The organism is Mycobacterium sp. E2238 (genome assembly GCF_001672665.1).
Taxonomy (GTDB): domain Bacteria; phylum Actinomycetota; class Actinomycetes; order Mycobacteriales; family Mycobacteriaceae; genus Mycobacterium.
Window position 1 is genome coordinate 14518 of sequence record NZ_LZKF01000112.1, and the last position, 17601, is coordinate 32118.

Here is a 17601-nt window from a genome sequence, read left to right on the forward strand (position 1 = left end):
CTGCTTCGATGGGTCAGGACGTGATCGTGGTGACCGGCGCAGCGAGTGGCTTCGGTCGGCTGGGCTCCGAGGCGTTGGCGCTGGCGGGCCACACGGTCTATGCGTCGATGCAAGACATCAACGGCCGCAATGCATCCCAGATCGAAGCGATCGGCTGCTTCGCGAAGGACAACGGGGTTGAGCTGCGGACCGTGGAAATGGACGTGCAGTCGCAGCCTTCGGTGGACGCAGCGATCGAAAGGATTTTCGTCGCCAACGGCCGTATCGACGTGGTGGTACACAACGCGGGACACATGGCATTCGGGCCGGCCGAGGCCTTTACGCCGGAACAGCTGGCCGAACTCTATGACGTAAACGTTGTGGGGACACAGCGAGTCAACCGCGCGGTGCTGCCGCACATGCGACGACAGCGCCAGGGTCTTCTGGTATGGGTGTCCAGCAGCAGTTCCGCGGGGGGCATGCCACCGTATCTGGCGCCATATTTCGCGGCGAAGGCCGCGATGGACTCGCTCGCGGTGGCCTATGCATGTGAGTTAACCCGATGGGGCATAGAGACCTCCATCATCGTTCCCGGCGCATTCACGAGCGGGACCAATCACTTCACCGATGCCGGCTCACCCGCAGACCGCGTGATTGTGGGCCAGTACGAGGCCGGACCCTACGCGGGTTTAGGAACCCGGGTCCAGGAGGCCCTCGCCGTGATCGGGGCGCACGAAGCCGGCGTGTCCACGGTTGCCGACGCAGTGGTCAACGTGGTCGACACCGCATTTGGGAAGCGTCCGTTTCGAGTCCACATCGACCCGGCCAACGATGGTGCCGATGTCGGCTTCGCCGTGCTCGACCGGCTCAGGGCCGAGATGTTGCATCGCGTCGGATTGTCGGACCTGCTGAAACCGGCCGGTTGGGGTAGGTAACGAGTGCGTCCTTGATCACCTTGCAGCAGAGGAGTTTTCAGGCGCAGGCCGTGCGGAATCTGTCTCGGTAGGCCTTGGGGGTGATGCCCAGATGATTGAGAAACACCCGTCTCAATGTCTCCGTACTGCCAAACCCTGCCAGATCTGCGGCTTCGGCGATGGTGCGACCGGCTTCGAGTGCCGTGCGTGCGAAGTCGATTCGCACCAACTCGACGTAGCGCGCCGGCGTCAATCCGAGGTCCGACTGAAACAGTCGGGTCAGTTGACGTGTGCTCAGAGATGCCCGGGCCGCAAGCCTTTTCACGCTGTGGTCGGCCCCGGGGTCGGCGTTGATTGCGTCGGTGACCGCTCGCAGGGGAGAATCCGGCGGCGGATCGGCCTCGATCATGACCGAAAACTGCGACTGTCCGCCAGCGCGTTTGAGGTATACCACCAACGCGCGCGCGACTTCACGGACCAACTCCGGGCCGTAATCGAGTTCGACCAACGCTAACGCGAGGTCAATGCCCGACGACACGCCCGCGGAGGTAAACACGTCGCCGTCGCGGACAAAGATCGCATCCGGTTCGACCCCGACATCGGGAAAGGCTCGGGCCAAGCGTCCGGTATGCCGCCAATGCGTCGTGGCGCGACGGCCGCTGAGCAGCCCCGCCTGCGCCAGGATGAACGAACCCGTGCATACGGATGCCAGCCGTCGCGTCCGGGCCGGCACCGTTTTGAGTGCCTCGACGAGCGCGAGATCGATCGGCCGCCCGACCAGATTGTCTCCGCCGGCGACCAGGACCGTATCGGCGGACTCGATGGACGAAATGCTCCGGGTGACGGCGAACCGCGTCCCTATCGAAGTGGTGACGTCGTTCCCATCCACCGACGCGATCTCCAGCGAATAGTTCGCGCCGAACCGGTTGGCTTCGACGAAGACCTCCGCGGGCCCTGCCGCGTCCAACAGCTTTACGCCGTCGAAGACGACGATCACCACCACGCGGGGTATTGCGCTGATGCCGACCACCCGCTCATCGTGTCGCGTCGGCGGCGTCAAGTTCAAGCCAACCGTGTCGCATTCTGTGGGAAGGACGGCGCGAATTCCAGCGCCGGGGTGGCCGAGGAACCCGGAAACTGGCCAGAAGGATCGCTCAAGGAGACGAGAAAAGATCATGGCCGTCCTGTTCGGTGCACTGCAGGGCCACCGCCGCGGACCGCGGCCAGACCTGGAGCTTCTGTACGCCGGCGCGATGTTTCACGATGTGGGCCTTACCCAGCCCGGCCGCACCTCGACCCTTCGCTTCGAAGTGAACGGCGCCGACGCGGCGCGAGACTTCCTGGTGCGACGCGGCGTTGACAAAGCCGACACCGAAAAGGTGTGGCTGAGCATCGCCCTGCACACCACTCCGGGGATCCCCGAGTTCCTCGAACCCGAAATCGCCGTGTTCACAGCAGGTGTCGAGCCCGACGTCCTGGGCATCTGCCGCGAAGACCTCCCTCCCGAAGCCCTTGCCGTCACCGCCGCCGATCCACGCACGGATCTTGGCAGCCTTCAACGACGGCATGACGCATCGCCCGCACACCACCTTCGGCACCGTCAATGCGGACGTGCTTTCAGCTCGACATCGGCGAGCCCTTGATACAACTGAGCGGCGCCGTCCGCTGGTGGAACGTTGAGGGCGACACCACGACGACTCACAACACCCACGAGATTTTGTTCACTAATCTGCCGGCGGAAGATGCGGATCGCGCAATCGCCCGGATGAGGCCGTTCAGCAGCTTCGCGGTCACCGAGGTACTGACCGCCGCGGCCTGGCATGCCGTGCCATCCACGTACATCGTCTGCGAGAAGGACAGGGCGGTCGCCGACCAGGATGTCATCGCGGCGAGGGCGACCCAGACGCGTCGCTTGCCCGCCGACCACACGCCTTTGCTGTCGATGCTCCAGGCTCTGACCGACCTGATGGTGGAGGCGGCCAACAACGGCCACATGAGTCCGGCCCCGCATCCGACAAATCGAAGGCAGCAGGAGCTATGACCGCGGATGCCGACCGCGGCGGAGAGCAGGCACCACTGCTGGTCGTGTGCGCTGTTATCGGCATGACGATCACGTTCGAGCTGCCGCGACTCCGGATAGTCGCATCGATAGTTCGGGTTCTCGGCATGGTTCGTCGACAGCTCACCGCTGCACCCAAATTACCTGCCATGGCTAGCCACCGGCGGATGCGATGTCGGCTCGATGCGCCGCAAGCTGGTCAATGACTGGTGGAAGGACACGCGATGAGCAGCCGAATCGTCGCTTCGGTGCGCATTCGAGCAGATCCGGGCGACCGGCTGAGAGGAGGACGGCGATGCGCTTAGTGGTCGCTATGACCGGAGCGACGGGTGCCGCCCTGGGCATCCGTCTGCTGGAAGTACTTGGGCAGCTGGGGGTCGAGACACACCTGATTCTCAGCGACTGGGCACGGGCGACGATCAAGATGGAGACGAACACCGGCGTCGACGAGGTGCGGGCACTGGCCTCACACGTGTACAGCGCCCGTGATCTTGCCGCGGGCATTTCCAGCGGGTCGTTCCGCACCGATGGCATGGTGGTGTGCCCGTGCAGCATGAAGACGTTGAGCGCCATCCGGATTGGCTCCAGCGACAACCTGATCACTCGTGCCGCCGACGTGACGCTCAAGGAGCGGCGCAGGCTGGTCCTGGTCGCGCGGGAGGCTCCCTTGAGCGAGATCCACCTGGAGAACATGCATTACCTGGCGCGCGCCGGTGCCGTGATCTTCCCGCCGATGGTGGCCTATTACACCAAGCCCACCTCGGTCGACGAGGTGACGAACCAGGTGGTCGGGCGGGTCATCGATCAACTGGGGATCGAGCACTGCCTGATCAAACGCTGGAAGGAAGATCCACCGCCGGTTGGGGTGAATGGGCACGGAAACCTCGCGGAATCCGATGACTGGCTCGTCACAAACGGCCGATAGAAGAACAGCCTCCAAAACCCTGTGAGGAGAACGAAATGACCACGACGACAAGCCTTCCTGAAACCATCAACGTTTCCAGCGCCCAAGAATCGGGGCCAGATCAGCGCAGCTGGTTGGCCACCCTCGAAGCCGCGGGCCAGCTACGCCGCATCACGGCCCCCGTCGACTGGGATGAGGAGATCGGGGCGATCACCCGCGCCAACCTTGCCCTCGGCGGCCCGGCACTGCTGTTCGAGAACATCATTGGCCATGAGAACACTCGGTGCACAAAGCTTTTGACGTCGGCACTGGGCAGCCGGCGTCAGGTGCAGCTGATGCTGGGGCTGCCCGAAGGCACCAGTGACTCGGCGATCGTGCGTCACCTCCGGGAGGCGTTCAAGAAACCGATTCCGCCGCGCGTGGTCGATACCGGCCCGGTCAAGGAGAACATCCTCGAGGGCGACGACATCAATTTGTGGGAGCTTCCGGTCCCCAAGTGGCACGGCGAGGACGGTGGTCGCTACATCGACACGTTCTGCGGTGTGGTCACCGAGGACAAGGTGACGGGGCGCGACAACATCGGTTGCTACCGGGGCCAGATCGTCGACCGTGACAAGATCGCCAAGCTCCTGGTGCCCAGTCAGGGTTGGGGCGGCCACATGGAGGAGTACAAGCCGGAGCCGATGCCGGTCGCCGTCGTGTACGGGTGGCACGACGTGCTGGGGTTCTGCGCCGGGAGCCCGTTTCCGAAGAACATCTGCGAATGGGACATGATGGGTGCCCTGCTCGGGCGCCCGGTTGACCTGGTGGCCTGCGAAACGGTGCCGTTGCACGTCCCGGCGACCGCGGAAATCGTCGTCGAGGGCTTCATCGATCCCGACCCCTCGACCTTCGTCGTCGAGGGTCCCTTCGCCGAGTACCCCGGCTTCATTGGTGGCGCGGCACCGGCGCCGGTGCTGCGGGTCACCCGGATCACCCACCGCAACGATCCGGTGCTGCGCGGCACCCTGGAAGGGATCCGGCCGGGATGCTTCAACGAAGACAGCATCGTCAACTTCGCGCGGTCGGCGATCACCTGGAACGTGCTCGACGACCTCGGGATCGGCGGCATCACCGACCTGTGGATGACTGAGGTGACAAACGGCCAAAACACTCTGGTGCAGATCCAGAAGCGTTACCGGGGCCACGCGCAGCAGATCGCCTCGGCGCTGTGGGGGACAGGCGGATCGGTGTGGTTTCACAAGAACGTCATGGTCGTAGAGGAGGACATCGACCTCCACGACCCGGTCGCGCTGGACTGGGCCATGTCATACCGGGTCAACGCCGGCCTCGGTGATATCGCATTCTTCGGCCCGGGTCTGGGCTCATCGCTCGACCCGTCGACACCACCGGCGTTAAATGACACCAACAAATACGGCGCCGGCCAATGGACCCGGGTACTTATCGACGCCACCCGAAGCTGGGAGGTCGACCCGCGCCCGGAGTGGGGTGGGCGTCGCTTCCCGCCGACCGACAGGCTCACACCCGAGCTCGAGTCCAAAATCGCAAGCCGCTGGGAGGAATACGGGATTGGCATCCCCTACCTCGACGATGGTGGGCGCGAAATGCTGACGCTGCAGAAACTGAGCAAACGGATGCCGGAAGTGTGATATCAGATTCCGCCCTCGAGCCGGCCGCCGCCGAATTCGCCGCAACGGCGGCCCACGCGCCACCGGTCTACGAACTGACGCCAACCGAAGCGCGCGACGGGCTGGAGGATATCCAGTCGACTCCGGCCGCCAAGCCCGACGTCGACAGTGCATGGATGACCGTCGGGGCCGGTGGCGCCCAGGTGCGCGTCCGCCTCGTCAAACCGGTTGGGGCGAAAGGCCTTTTACCTGCCGTGCTATACCTGCACGGTGGCGGATGGGTGCTCGGCAGCGCCGCGACCCATGACCGCCTGGTGCGTGAGCTTTGTGTGGGCGTGCACGCCGCCGTTGTGTTCGTCGAATATGATCGCGCACCGGAGGCCCGCTATCCGGTCGCGCTCGAGCAGGCCTACGCGGCCGCGCGCTGGATCCAGCGAAACGGCTCCAGTGCCGGTGTCGACGGCACCCGCGTGGCGGTCGCCGGTGACTCGGCCGGCGGCAATTTGGCCGCCGCGTTGGCCTTGCTGGCCCGCCGCCGCGGCGACGTCACCTTCGTTCACCAGTCGTTGTACTACCCGGTGACCGACGCCTCGCAAAACACCCCGAGTTACCGTGATTTCGCCGAAGGTCCGCACCTGACTGCCAAGGCCATGGCCTGGTTCTGGGATGCGTATCTGCCCGATCTGGATCGGCGCGACGACGTCCTCGCCTCACCGCTCAGGGCCGGCGTCGGCGAACTCGCCGGACTGCCTGAGGCGTTCGTCGTCGTGGACGAATGCGACGTCCTGCGCGACGAAGGAGAGGCCTATGCCCGCAAGCTGACCGCCGCCGGGGTGCATTGCACCAGCGTCCGCTACAACGCCACGATTCATGACTTCATGATGCTGAACTCCCTGCGCGAAACCGCTGCGGCGACCGCAGCGATCACACAAGCGATCGACGTGCTGCGGGGATCTTTGAAAGCGTCTCCGCCAGTGAGGAACTGATGAGTGACGCGCCGAGGACGGTACTGCACTGGTACGACTTCATATGCCCGTTCTGCTACATCGGGCAGTCGAGGTCCGCCCTCCTGGTGGAGGCCGGCCTCGAGGTCATCTCACTGCCATTCCAGGCGCATCCCGACATCCCGGCCGGCGGTCTCGTTATCGGTCCCCGTCGTGGGCCGAGGTCCGAGATGCTCGAGCGGGAGGCGGCAGCGGAGGGACTGGTGCTGAACTGGCCGGATCGAATCCCCAACAGCAGGAGTGCTTTAGCCGCCGCCGAATGGGTTCGCCGCAATCAGCCGGCCGCCTTCGACGAACTCCAGCGGGGGTTGTACCAGGCGCACTTCGCTCTCGGTGAAGACATCGAGGATCAACAGGTCATCGACCGACACGCGGTAAAGGCCGGCGTGGACCCGGGCGCACTGCACACCGCGCTCGCCGACGGCACTGCCTACGCCGCTGTCGATTTGTTGGAACGGACCGGGCAGCAGTGCGGCGTCTGCGGCACACCCGCGTGGCTGCTCGGCGGCAGGTTGGTAGCCGGGCTAGTGCCCATGTCGGAATTTGAGCGCATTGCCCACGATGCGTTGGCTCAGCGAGCGCGATTGGAGAGGAGCAACCAATGACCGCGATCGATGTAAGTGTCGCGCTGCCACCGTCATTCGAGTCGGCTGAGCACATTGTCGCGGCGGAGAAACTGGGCTATCGCCGGGCCTATCTCTACGACACCCCGTTCGGAGGCGATGACGTCTGGCTCGGCCTGCACCGTGCGGCGGAGCGGACCACGACGATCGAGCTGGGTCCCGCGGTATTGATTCCGACGCAGCGTCACCCGTTGGTCAACGCCGCCGCGACCGTCTCACTGCATCGACGGGCGGCGGGGCGGATTGTGACCTCTTTCGGCACCGGGTTCTCCAGCCGCGCGGCCATCGGCCAGCCGCCGATCCGATGGTCCTACATGGAGTGCTATATCCGTGCCTACCAGGCGCTGTTGGCCGGAGAGGCGACCGACTGGGAAGGCGCGGCCATCAAGTTGATGCTGACCTCGGCGCAAGCCGACGCACTGCCCCTGCGAATCCCGTTGCTGGTGGCGGCAACCGGACCCAAGGGTGCCGGCGTCGCCAAGCGGCTCGGCGCCGACGGGCTGATCTCCATGTTCGACGTCGTGCCCGGTCAGAGCGACTTTACTCGCGCGGTGGTAGCCACCATGGGTACCGTCCTCGACGAAGGGGAGGACTTGGCCGGCGAACGCGTCCGATCAGTGGTCGGCGCCCCGTGGGCCGCGGCATATCACTTCATCTATGTCACCAAGGGCGCCGACGCAGTGCGCGGGATGCCCGGAGGCACCGCCTGGCTAGATGTAATCGAGAAGGTCCCTCAGCGCCTGCGCCACCTGCACATTCACCAGGGCACCATGGTCGAGATGAACGACGCCGACCTGGCCGGTTGGCGTGCCGGAGGTTACGCCTCGGTCCCCTCGGTCACCCTGAGCGGAACCGCCGAGACTGTCGGAAAGGCCGTGGCCGCAATGGCCCAAGCCGGCGCCACCGAGATCGTCATCGAGCCCTCGGGTCCCGACATTCCACGCGAACTCGACAGATTCATCGTGGCCGTCCACGGTAGCTCTGTCGGGTAGCTGATCGCACTGGCCAGTAGGAGGCGGTATGACCGATCGACGCGCGGTTGTTACAGGCGCAAACGGGGGAATTGGGTCGGCGATCTGCCAGCGGCTGCGAACCGACGGCATCGAGGTACGAACGACGGACATCGTCGGCCCAGCAGATGCCGTGCTGGATCTGACCGCTGACCCGATACCCGATTGGCTCGGCAGCGACGTCGACATCTGCGTGGCGGTCGCGGGCGTCGTCGACACCTACGCTCCCGCGCATTCGATGTCGGCCGAAAAGTGGTCGCGAGACATCGACGTAAACCTGACGGGCGCTTTTCGGGTCATTCAAGCATGTCTCTCGGGCATGCGAGAACGTGGTTTTGGTCGCATTGTCGCGATTTCGAGCGTCGCGGGACGCAATGGGGCGTTAGGCAAAGTCGCCTACGCCGCATCGAAAGCTGGACTGCACGGCATGATTCGCACCATCGCGATGGAGAACTGTTCCCTTGGAATCACCGCCAATTCAGTTCTGCCGGGCGTCATCGCCACGCCCAAAGCGATGACCCTCCCCGCGGCGGACCAAGAACGTATCTGTGCGGCACTGCCGAGCGGCCGGTTCGGGCGCCCCGAGGAGGTCGCCGATCTGGTCGCCTTCCTCGTCAGTGATCGCGCCGGGTACATCACCGCGCAGGACATTTCCATCGACGGTGGCATGGAACTGAATACGTTGTTTGTGGGGCCAATCCGCTTGCAGGACAAAGTTACTCCCTCGACAGGTGCGTCGGAAGGACACATGCCTTGCCCATCTACCAGTGTTACAGACCACTAGGATGCTGACATCCTCCGCGCTTTCAACGACGCCACGAACCCCTTAGATCCGACCTCGCGCGCTGCAGCATCGTCGACGTCATCCTCAACAGCGGCCGGCCCGAATAGCGGGCCGCGAGGGCTTGCCCGGCACAGATGTCCAGCTTGGCCGGAGAGTTCGCTAACGCGTTGCGCGGTGTGAAGCGCGGGTGTGATGCGTTTCCGTTGGCGTTCGACACTTGTTCCGTCCTTCGGAACACCTATTGGATCCACGGCGACCTTTTGCGTATTCATAGCTATGTCGTTGGCCTGAACGACCTCGTCTTGGAATCGGCTAACCACAACGGTTTGCAGTGGATCGGGCATCCCAGAAATCAAATTCTCCGAAAGGTGGTCATTAATGACGAAATCATTGCGGCACCGGGCATTTGATGATCCCGAAGCGGTGGCGCACGGAGACGTGCGGCGGCTGGCACATTCGACGCTGGCACCCGAATACGACTTCATCGTGTGCGGGTCTGGATCATCGGGCTCGGTGGTCGCCAGGAGGATCGCCGAAAACCCGGACATGTCAGTGCTTCTCCTCGAAGCCGGCACTCACGACGCGACTCCTTCCGTGATGGTGCCTGCCCTGTGGCCGACAAATTTGGGATCCGAACGCGACTGGGGACATCGAAGCGAGCCCAATCCCCACATCAACAATCGCGCGCTGCCGATGTCTATGGGCAAGGTTCTCGGTGGAGGATCGAGCATCAACGTGATGGCGTGGTCGCGCGGCCATCGGGCGGACTGGGATTTCTTCGCCGCCGAGGCCAAGGACCCTGCTTGGAGCTATAGCGCGGTCGTCGATATTTATCGGCGTATCGAAGATTGGTTGGGCGCCCCCGATCCCCGATATCGGGGTAGTGGGGGACCTGTCGGAGTGCAACCGGCCACGAGCCCCGATGGTCTCGGCCCGACGACGCTCGAGGCCGCCAGGGCAATGGGTCTGCCCACCTTCGCGCATCCCAACGGCAGGATGATGGAATACGACCGCGGCGCGGCCCTATGCGATGTCATCATTGTTGACGGCCGGCGCCAGTCGATCTTCCGCTCCTATGTCTATCCCATCTTGAGTAACCCGAATCTGACCGTCCTTACCGAAACCTCGGTCACCCGGCTTTCCATCGAAGGGAACCGAGTCACCGGTGTCGAGGTACGCCGCGATGGAAAACTGCAGCATGTCGCGGCACGCGGAGAAGTTGTGCTTTCGCTGGGAGCGATCAATACGCCGAAGGTGTTGATGCAGTCTGGTATCGGGGATGCTGCTGAGATGCGCGAGTTCGGCATCGAGGTTCGCCAACACCTGCCCGGCGTCGGCAAGAACCTCCAGGACCATGCATGCTTACCGGTCAATTACGAGTTTGCGCAACCGTTCGAATCGACAAACCAGGGCGAAGCACAGCTGTTCTGGACGAGCGATCCCGATTTGGACGCCCCGGATCTATTCTGCTGTCAGGCGGCGGTGCCGTTGGCGAGCCCGGAGAATATCGCCCGCTTCGGTGAACTGCCGGCGTCATGCTGGACACTGTGCGGCTCGCTCACCCACCCCAGCAGTCGTGGATTCATCCGCTTGAGCGGCCCCGGGCCCGAAGACCCAGTCCGCGTGCACCTCAACTCACTGTCGCACCCCGATGATTTCGAGCTCGCGGTCTCGTGCGTGGAGTTCCTGCGGGACCTAGGGAATTCGTCCGCGCTTCGGCCATTTATCAAAAATGAAGTCTTGCCAGGGAACCTCAAAGGTGACGATCTTAGAAGTTTCGTCAGAGATGGGGTGGTTCCTTACTGGCACACCTCTGGGACAGCCAAATTAGGCGAAGACCCACTTTCGGTGGTGGACAGTGATCTTCGGGTGCACGGCTTGGAAAGTCTGCGAGTGGCAGACGCTTCCGTCATGCCGCGCGTCACGTCTGGCAACACGATGGCCCCCTGCGTCGTTATCGGTGAACGGGCCGCGGAATGCATCCGAGAAAGGCACCACCTGTGACGCCGGGGCGCCGCGGGAGCCGGCTGTCTCAGGACACCATGCGATGCATGTCGGACTGGATGAGTTTGGCGACGCGGTCCAGCGGCCGCCTGAATGATTCGAGGTCTTTTCGCATGGGAAGAGCCAAAGCGACGATCCCGGGCTCTCCCGAGGGAAGCGCAAACGGAGTGGCAATGCACGAGCACTCTGGGTGTACCGTCCCGTACTCGGATGCCATGTGCCCGCGGTAAAGCGCTTGAGAGGCAGCGGATTCCGGGCTCTCGGCGCCCAAGGACTGCTGTGAGGGGCTCAAGACGCCGGAAACGCCCGACCCATACGCGCGGCACATGGCTCTCAATCGGTTCCCCGGTGCGTCGTACAGAAATATTGACGCCTTAGTGGCCAGCGACATGAATCGCATCCGGGGTTGTGCCACGGCGGCCAGGTCGTGGCGCCGGCGGTCCAATTCATGCAGGCCCGCGGCGAAGGTCCACCTTCGGTTCTCACGCTGCACGACGTTCTCTTGTTCGAGCTGCTGAAGTAGCCTGTGCACCGTGGTTTTGGGGATACCCGTCTCCGAGGCGAGTCGTGTAACCCCGACCGGGTGCTGTTGAATCCGGCCGAGCGCTCGGAGTAGCGCAAAGGCGCTGTGCACCGCACTGGTGGGCACAGATCCCGGTTCGACCGATCTGAATAATCCATCGGCCGAGAAATCATCAAAACTTTCCGATCCCACTGGACGATGATAGCTAATCCTCGATCCGAATGCGGACCCGATAGACGCCATGGCCCGCTGCCGAAACGCTGCGCGTGATCTTTCAGAGTTGCTGTCGTACAGCGGTATATCGCGCTGCGCTGAGCCGTTCCGGTCATCGGAACAGCCGTTCGGTCGTTTCGGCGCGGAGGGTCAGGATCATCCTCGAAACATCGTTTTCGCCGTCGGGGAAATAGCGCGTCGGCGGGAGCTCTTCAGAGAGGAGGCGGTCAATGGATATCTATGAAGCGCTCTACACCACCAGAACAATGCGGCGGATGCGGCCGGATCCGGTTCCCCTGGATACTCAGGTACGCATCCTTGATGCGGCGATCCGCGCGCCCAGCGGCGGCAACACGCAGCGCTGGCATTTCCTCGTTGTCGATGAGCCGGCGCTCAAACATGCGTTGGGCGAGTTGTATCGGCGTGCCAACGAGATCGAGCACGAAGAGTTCAGGGCCGGGAGAATGGCTGTGCAGGCGCCGGGCCGGGATCGCGCCGTCTACGCCGACACTCTGCGGCAGGTCATCCGATCCGGGGACTACCTGGCCGATCACTTCGACGAAGTCCCTTTGCTGCTCTTCGTTTTCGCAATCGACGACCATGGCGGCGCAAACATCTTCCCGGCCATCTGGAGCGCGTTGCTCGCCGCCCGCGCCGAAGGCGTCGGCGGCGCCATGACAACGCTGCTGCGCTACTTCCCGGACGAGGTCAACGACATATTGGGCGTGCCGGCCGACCAGGGGTGGACGATGTCGGCCATGGTGGCCCTCGGCTATCCGCTTGGCCGATGGGGAGTTGCGACCAACCGTTATCCGGTGCATGAGGTTTCTTCACGCAACCACTGGGACGCACCTTTCGGCGCCGAAGTCCCGCAACCACTGTGGCCCAAGCGTGATGGGCAGCCCTTCGAGGCCAAACTGCAGCTGGGCAGCATCCACTGAGTCCCGACGTTTTCGTCTTTCGCGGCAACCGAACTGAGGAGATCGCATGAGAATTTCTGAGGCACCGTCCTTCGACCAACCTACGTCTTCCCCGGCACGGGCGATGCAGGAGTTACTGCTCGGGGCGTGGGTATCGCAGACGATCACCGCGGTGGCCGACCTGGGAGTGGCGGATGCGCTCGCCGACGGGCCATTGCAACTCGATGAACTCGCCAACAGAGTGGGAGCCCATCCGGACGCCTTGCGCCGGGCTCTGCGGGCACTGATCGGCAAGGGGATATTCGCTCAACGCGACGACGGTCGCTATGAGCTGACTCCCCGAGCAGACACGCTGCGCTCGGACGCCCCGGTATCTGTGGCGGCCCTGGCCCGATTCGTGGGTGCACCGCAGCACCGTGAACACTGGAGCCTGCTGACGCGGGCCATCAGGACCGGGACATCGCCGGTCACCACGCTACGCGGTCAAGACTTCTTCACCTATCTGCGCGACGAGCCCGAATTCAGCGCGATTTTCAACGAAGCGATGACGGGATTGTCGGCGTATATAGACGGACCGCTCGTCGAGGCGTACGACTTCACGCCATACCGCACGATCGTCGATATCGCGGGCGGCCACGGCCGTCTACTCGCTGCCATCCTGAAATCGGCACCGAATGCGCAGGGCGTCCTGTTCGACCTCCCGGACGTGGTAGCGGACGCGCCATCCCTGTTGCGGAACTTCGATGTGACGCATCGGGTTCGGCTCGTCGAAGGCTCGTTCTTCGACGAGGTCCCCGCCGGGGGCGATGTGTACGTGCTCAAGCAGATAATCCACGACTGGCCCGACGAGGCCGCCTTACGCGTCCTGCACAACGTGAGAAGGGCGGCGGCCACCGACGCATCGTTGCTGCTCGTCGAGGCCATAATCCCGGAGCACCACGGTGACGTCATCGGCAAGGTCACCGATATCGAGATGTTGCTGGTCAATGACGGGCAAGAAAGAACCGCAGCCGAGTACCGCCGACTGCTTGACCAAGCCGGATTCGAAATGACTCGAGTGATCGCCACCGGAACGGACTTCAGCATCGTCGAGGCACGCGCAATCTAGAGCCAGCCCGGCGATTCGCTACGTCACGGCGACCGGAAATGGTCACAAGCAGGTGCACCGAGATCATCATCGAACCCTCAGGTCCCGACATCGCATGCGAACTCGAGAGATTCATTTCAGCTGTCCGCGGCTAACCTGACGTGTGACTGAAAGCCCGCGCTGGAGTCGGCGCGACTCGGCGAACTGACGCGCGTTCGGCGCTGAAAAACGAGCTGGTCAGGCCGCGATTTGGCTGGCGCGACGCGAGTTCGGTAACCTGTCATTTACCAACGCGGGGTGGAGCAGCTCGGTAGCTCGCTGGGCTCATAACCCAGAGGTCGCAGGTTCGAATCCTGTCCCCGCTACCACGTGAAACGGCCCCCGGAGATCATCCGGGGGCCGTTTTCGTGCACGTCTGCGCCTATGACTCGCGAGAGACGATCACCACCGATTGCGCCGCATGCGCGACGGCCGCGCTCACCGAGCCCAGCAGCATGCCGGCGAATCCGCCGCGACCGTGACTGCCGACGACCACGAGTTGTGCGGACTCCGAGTGCTCGATCAGTTGACGAGCCGGCTGATCGCAGACCACCACGCGTCGCACCGGCACATCGGGGTAGCGCTCCTGAAATCCGGCGAGCCACTCGGCGAGCGCCTGTTGCGCCTGCACTTCCATCATCTCGAGATCCAGACCCGGCACTTCCGACACGCTGACGTCCGACCACGCGTGCAGTGCCACCAACTCCACGCCCCGGCGAGAAGCCTCATGAAAGGCGATCTCCGCCGCCTGTTTTGATGCGGCCGAGCCATCGATTCCCACCAGCACCGGTGCCTGCGGACGTGGCGGCGCCTCATCGTGGACGACCGCGACCGGGCAGTGCGCATAGTTGACCAGGCCGGTGCTGGCCGAGCCGAACGGGACCCGGCTGAACGCGCCTTCGCCCCGGTAGCCCACGACTATCATGTCCGCGATCTTGGATTCGTTGACGAGCGTCGAAACGGTCGGGCCACGTACCACCACGCTGTACACGAACGGCGGGCCGTGGTCGGCGGTGCTATCGGCGACCACCTTGCGCGCGTCTTCGAGGATTTGCCGTGCCTTGGCGTCCTGCCGCTCGAAATGGTATTGAGGAATCGGAATCGCCGGCCACGGCGCGACCGCCGGCACGACCGGTGCGATGACGTGCATGAGGGTCAGCGGAACATTGCGTATCGCCGCATCGCGAGCCGCCCAGTCGACCGCGGCCATCGACGAGGCCGATCCGTCGACGCCGACCAAAATGCCACGATGGGTTTCGTGCCCGGACATCCCTACTTCTTTCGTTAGGCGACTAGGAATTAAGCGCCGCGCATCAACTCGCGGGCTGCAGCATCTTGCGAATTTCCATGGGCAGCTGACCCAGCGCCTTGTCGATCTGGGCGGCCGGCAGGTGGTGCAAGACGGCGGCTGTAGTGGCCGAGGCGGCTTTGCCCACGTCCTCGAGCGCGATGTTCGCCTCACGCGAGAATCGGACGGCATAGGCCTTGGCGTCGTACTTGTCGGGGACGGCAGTGGGATTCCATGCCTGGTAGAAGACACCCCTGATCAGGTCGGGAAGCTGGGCCGCGAAATGGGCGCTCGCCTCTACCGTGAGCCGGTCACGCAGCGTGTGTAGCCAGGCCCGCAGAACCCGGTAGGCGAACTCGCGATCTTCGGTGTCGAACTCCTTGGCCACATCGTTGACCCACGTGTGTGCGGCGTCGGTTGCGTGATCGAGCGCTGCCACCTTGGTTTTCGTCGACATGGTCGCCTCCGGCTTGACTCGAGGACCAGTCAACCCCGGCGCGCCCGCAGCGAAGAAGGGGCGATGGACTCCGCGCAGGGGGACTTTCGGCCACTCGTTCCGGCGGTGCCCACCGGATTGCGGCCCACCAAGCCGATTCATGCCGCCTATCGGGGCAGCACGGCCTCGATCGCGCTGATCACCTCGGGGGCGTCGGGCGGAGTGCGGGGCCGGAATCGCTGAACAACCTCACCGCCGGGTGCGATGAGGAACTTCTCGAAGTTCCACTGGATGTCTCCCGCCTCGCCGGCGGAATCGGCGGCTTTGGTCAGCTCGGCGTAGAGCGGGTGCCGGTCGTCGCCGTTGACGTCGGTCTTCGCCAGCAGCGGGAACGTCACCCCGTACGTCGTCGAGCAGAACTCCCGGATCTCCTCGGCCGTGCCCGGTTCCTGGCCCATGAACTGGTTGCAGGGGACGCCGACGACCGTCAGGCCGCGGTCGCGGTAGTCCTCGGCCAGCATTTCCAGCGCCGTGTATTGCGGAGTCAGTCCGCATTTCGAGGCGACGTTGACGACGAGCGTTGCGCCGTCGGCCAATTCGGCCAGTGTGGTGGGCCGGCCGTCGAGGGTTGTCAACGGGATGTCTTTGAGGGTCACGCCGACGACGCTAACGCAATGCGGCCGCAACCAGCCAGAGACTGATTGTGCGAACGGCGGTTCGCATAACGACGACCGCCAAGGTAGATTCCTGTGGACTTCTTATTGCATATGTGTACAGGGCCCCTGGAAGGGGAAGGATCGCCGCAGCATTGGGCCGCGGCGCAGAGATGAGGGGCGCTGGTGACAACGTCTTCCCCGGTGCAGATCAATTCCCAGCGCCTCCCGCCGTACCGGTGGATCGCCCTCGCCGTGCTGGTCGTCCTGGCCATCGTCTTCACCCTCGTATACGTGCAGTTCCGCGGTGGGTTCACCCCGAAGACGAAGCTGACCATGGTGGCGTCGCGGGCCGGGCTGGTGATGGATCCGGGATCCAAGGTCACCTACAACGGGGTCGAGATCGGCCGGGTGGGCAACATCTCGGAGACCGTGCGCGACGGCAAGCCGGCCGCCAAATTCACGCTGGAGGTCTATCCGCGGTACCTGTCGCTGATCCCGGCCAACGTGGACGCCGACATCAAGGCGACCACCGTGTTCGGCGGCAAGTACGTCTCGTTGACGACACCGGAAAACCCTTCACCGCAACGGATTGCGCCGCACATGGTGATCGACGCGCGCTCGGTGACCACCGAGATCAACACCCTGTTCCAGACGATCGTGTCCATCAACGAGAAGGTGGATCCGGTCAAGCTGAACCTGACGCTGAGCGCGGCCGCCCAGGCGCTGACCGGGCTGGGCGACAAGTTCGGCCAGTCGGTGGTCAACGCCAACGCGGTCCTCGATGACGTCAATCCGCAGATGCCGCAGGCGCGTCACGACATTCAGCGGCTCGCCGGGCTGGGCAACACCTACGCCAACGCGGCGCCCGACCTGTTCGATTTCTTGAACAACGCGGTGATCACCTCCCGCACCGTCAACGCGCAGCAGAAGGACCTGGACCAGGCGCTGCTGTCGGCGGCCGGGTTCGGCAACACCGGCGCCGACATCTTCAACAGGGGCGGCCCGTACCTGGCGCGGGGCGCCCAAGACTTGGTGCCGACGGCGCAGCTGTTGGACACCTACAGCCCCGAGATCTATTGCCTGCTGCGCAACGAAAACGATGCGCTGGCCGCCACGGGTGCGGCCGAGGGCGGTTTCAACGGCTACTCGTTGAACATGAACACCGAGGCGCTGTCCGGGCTTGGGCTGCTGGCCAACCCGGTGTCGGCGGTGGCCACGATCGCCAGCCTGGTCGGCGGGCTGGCCGGGGTCGTCGGCGGCGCGCCGAATCCGTACACCTACCCGGAGAACCTGCCGCGGGTGAACGCGCGCGGCGGACCGGGGGGCGCCCCGGGTTGCTGGCAGCCCATCACCCGTCACCTTTGGCCCGCACCCGAATTGGTGATGGACAGCGGCAACAGCATCGCGCCCTACAACCACCTCGACACCGGATCGCCGTACGCGATCGAGTACGTCTGGGGTCGCCAGGTCGGGGATAACACGATCAATCCCTAGGACTGCGCCGCGAAGAATGCAGAATGTGTTCGTGCA

17 protein-coding genes, 1 tRNA gene and 1 pseudogene are annotated in these 17601 nt (G+C 64.1%); 14 read left to right on the forward strand and 5 right to left on the reverse strand.

The window, feature by feature from the left end:
* Positions 1 to 8: 8 nt before the first annotated feature.
* Positions 9 to 914 (forward strand): SDR family NAD(P)-dependent oxidoreductase, encoded by a 906-nt coding sequence (locus tag A5711_RS09675; RefSeq protein ID WP_067945857.1) that lies wholly within the window; start codon positions 9 to 11, stop codon positions 912 to 914.
* Between the two features lie 37 nt (positions 915 to 951).
* Here A5711_RS09675 and A5711_RS09680 read toward each other — a convergent pair whose 3' ends face one another.
* Positions 952 to 1896 (reverse strand): GlxA family transcriptional regulator, encoded by a 945-nt coding sequence (locus tag A5711_RS09680; protein WP_067945919.1) that lies wholly within the window; start codon positions 1894 to 1896, stop codon positions 952 to 954.
* Between the two features lie 172 nt (positions 1897 to 2068).
* Between A5711_RS09680 and A5711_RS26220 the strand changes: the two are divergent.
* The 9 genes and pseudogenes from A5711_RS26220 to A5711_RS09725 form a co-directional block, all read left to right on the forward strand.
* Positions 2069 to 2510 (forward strand): annotated as a pseudogene (locus A5711_RS26220) (HD domain-containing protein); the annotation flags it as partial.
* 148 nt (positions 2511 to 2658) lie between these two features.
* Positions 2659 to 2934, forward strand: coding sequence for a hypothetical protein (locus A5711_RS26225; RefSeq protein ID WP_082953388.1), 276 nt, complete (start codon positions 2659 to 2661; stop codon positions 2932 to 2934).
* A gap of 313 nt (positions 2935 to 3247) precedes the next feature.
* Complete coding sequence (locus A5711_RS09695) at positions 3248 to 3877, forward strand: UbiX family flavin prenyltransferase (RefSeq protein WP_082953387.1); 630 nt, start codon at positions 3248 to 3250, stop codon at positions 3875 to 3877.
* Positions 3878 to 3912: 35 nt separating this feature from the next.
* Positions 3913 to 5505, forward strand: a complete 1593-nt coding sequence (locus tag A5711_RS09700) for a UbiD family decarboxylase (RefSeq protein WP_067945862.1) — start codon at positions 3913 to 3915, stop codon at positions 5503 to 5505.
* Between the two features lie 155 nt (positions 5506 to 5660).
* Positions 5661 to 6470 carry an alpha/beta hydrolase gene (locus A5711_RS09705; protein ID WP_231986970.1) on the forward strand — a complete coding sequence of 270 codons (810 nt, stop codon included), beginning with the start codon at positions 5661 to 5663 and terminating at the stop codon, positions 6468 to 6470.
* The gene (locus tag A5711_RS09710) at positions 6470 to 7093 is read left to right on the forward strand and encodes a DsbA family protein (RefSeq protein ID WP_067945864.1); all 624 of its coding nucleotides are present in this window, start codon (positions 6470 to 6472) and stop codon (positions 7091 to 7093) included. The genes A5711_RS09705 and A5711_RS09710 overlap by 1 nt, the downstream gene beginning before the upstream one ends.
* The gene (locus tag A5711_RS09715) at positions 7090 to 8103 is read left to right on the forward strand and encodes an LLM class flavin-dependent oxidoreductase (protein WP_067945866.1); all 1014 of its coding nucleotides are present in this window, start codon (positions 7090 to 7092) and stop codon (positions 8101 to 8103) included. The genes A5711_RS09710 and A5711_RS09715 overlap by 4 nt, the downstream gene beginning before the upstream one ends.
* Before the next feature lie 28 nt (positions 8104 to 8131).
* Positions 8132 to 8905, forward strand: a complete 774-nt coding sequence (locus A5711_RS09720) for an SDR family NAD(P)-dependent oxidoreductase (protein WP_082974029.1) — start codon at positions 8132 to 8134, stop codon at positions 8903 to 8905.
* A 378-nt stretch (positions 8906 to 9283) separates the two neighbouring features.
* Positions 9284 to 10909 (forward strand): GMC family oxidoreductase, encoded by a 1626-nt coding sequence (locus A5711_RS09725; protein ID WP_082953385.1) that lies wholly within the window; start codon positions 9284 to 9286, stop codon positions 10907 to 10909.
* A 28-nt stretch (positions 10910 to 10937) separates the two neighbouring features.
* On the opposite strand, the gene A5711_RS09730 is transcribed toward A5711_RS09725, so the two are convergent.
* Positions 10938 to 11624 carry a helix-turn-helix domain-containing protein gene (locus A5711_RS09730; RefSeq protein WP_197500997.1) on the reverse strand — a complete coding sequence of 229 codons (687 nt, stop codon included), beginning with the start codon at positions 11622 to 11624 and terminating at the stop codon, positions 10938 to 10940.
* Between the two features lie 251 nt (positions 11625 to 11875).
* On the opposite strand from A5711_RS09730, the gene A5711_RS09735 reads away from it, so the two are divergent.
* The 3 genes from A5711_RS09735 to A5711_RS09745 all read left to right on the forward strand — a co-directional run bounded on the left by A5711_RS09735 (position 11876) and on the right by A5711_RS09745 (position 14020).
* Entirely contained in the window at positions 11876 to 12586 is a 711-nt protein-coding gene (locus A5711_RS09735; protein WP_067945872.1) for a nitroreductase family protein, read from the forward strand.
* Between the two features lie 46 nt (positions 12587 to 12632).
* On the forward strand, positions 12633 to 13673 hold the full coding sequence (locus A5711_RS09740) for a methyltransferase (protein ID WP_082974031.1): 1041 nt from the start codon (positions 12633 to 12635) through the stop codon (positions 13671 to 13673).
* Between the two features lie 270 nt (positions 13674 to 13943).
* Positions 13944 to 14020 (forward strand) — tRNA-Met (locus A5711_RS09745).
* 53 nt (positions 14021 to 14073) lie between these two features.
* Here A5711_RS09745 and A5711_RS09750 read toward each other — a convergent pair.
* From A5711_RS09750 to A5711_RS09760, 3 genes are all read right to left on the reverse strand, one after another.
* Positions 14074 to 14961: a universal stress protein gene (locus tag A5711_RS09750; protein WP_067945876.1), complete on the reverse strand. Its 888-nt coding sequence runs from the start codon at positions 14959 to 14961 to the stop codon at positions 14074 to 14076.
* Positions 14962 to 15004: 43 nt separating this feature from the next.
* A complete protein-coding gene (locus tag A5711_RS09755) occupies positions 15005 to 15436 on the reverse strand; it encodes a DUF2267 domain-containing protein (protein ID WP_067945879.1) in 432 nt (143 codons plus the stop codon).
* Between the two features lie 146 nt (positions 15437 to 15582).
* Positions 15583 to 16071 carry a glutathione peroxidase gene (locus A5711_RS09760; protein ID WP_067945881.1) on the reverse strand — a complete coding sequence of 163 codons (489 nt, stop codon included), beginning with the start codon at positions 16069 to 16071 and terminating at the stop codon, positions 15583 to 15585.
* A gap of 201 nt (positions 16072 to 16272) precedes the next feature.
* Here A5711_RS09760 and A5711_RS09765 point away from each other — a divergent pair, with 201 nt between their 5' ends.
* Complete coding sequence (locus A5711_RS09765) at positions 16273 to 17565, forward strand: MCE family protein (protein WP_067945883.1); 1293 nt, start codon at positions 16273 to 16275, stop codon at positions 17563 to 17565.
* Positions 17566 to 17601 lie beyond the last annotated feature (36 nt).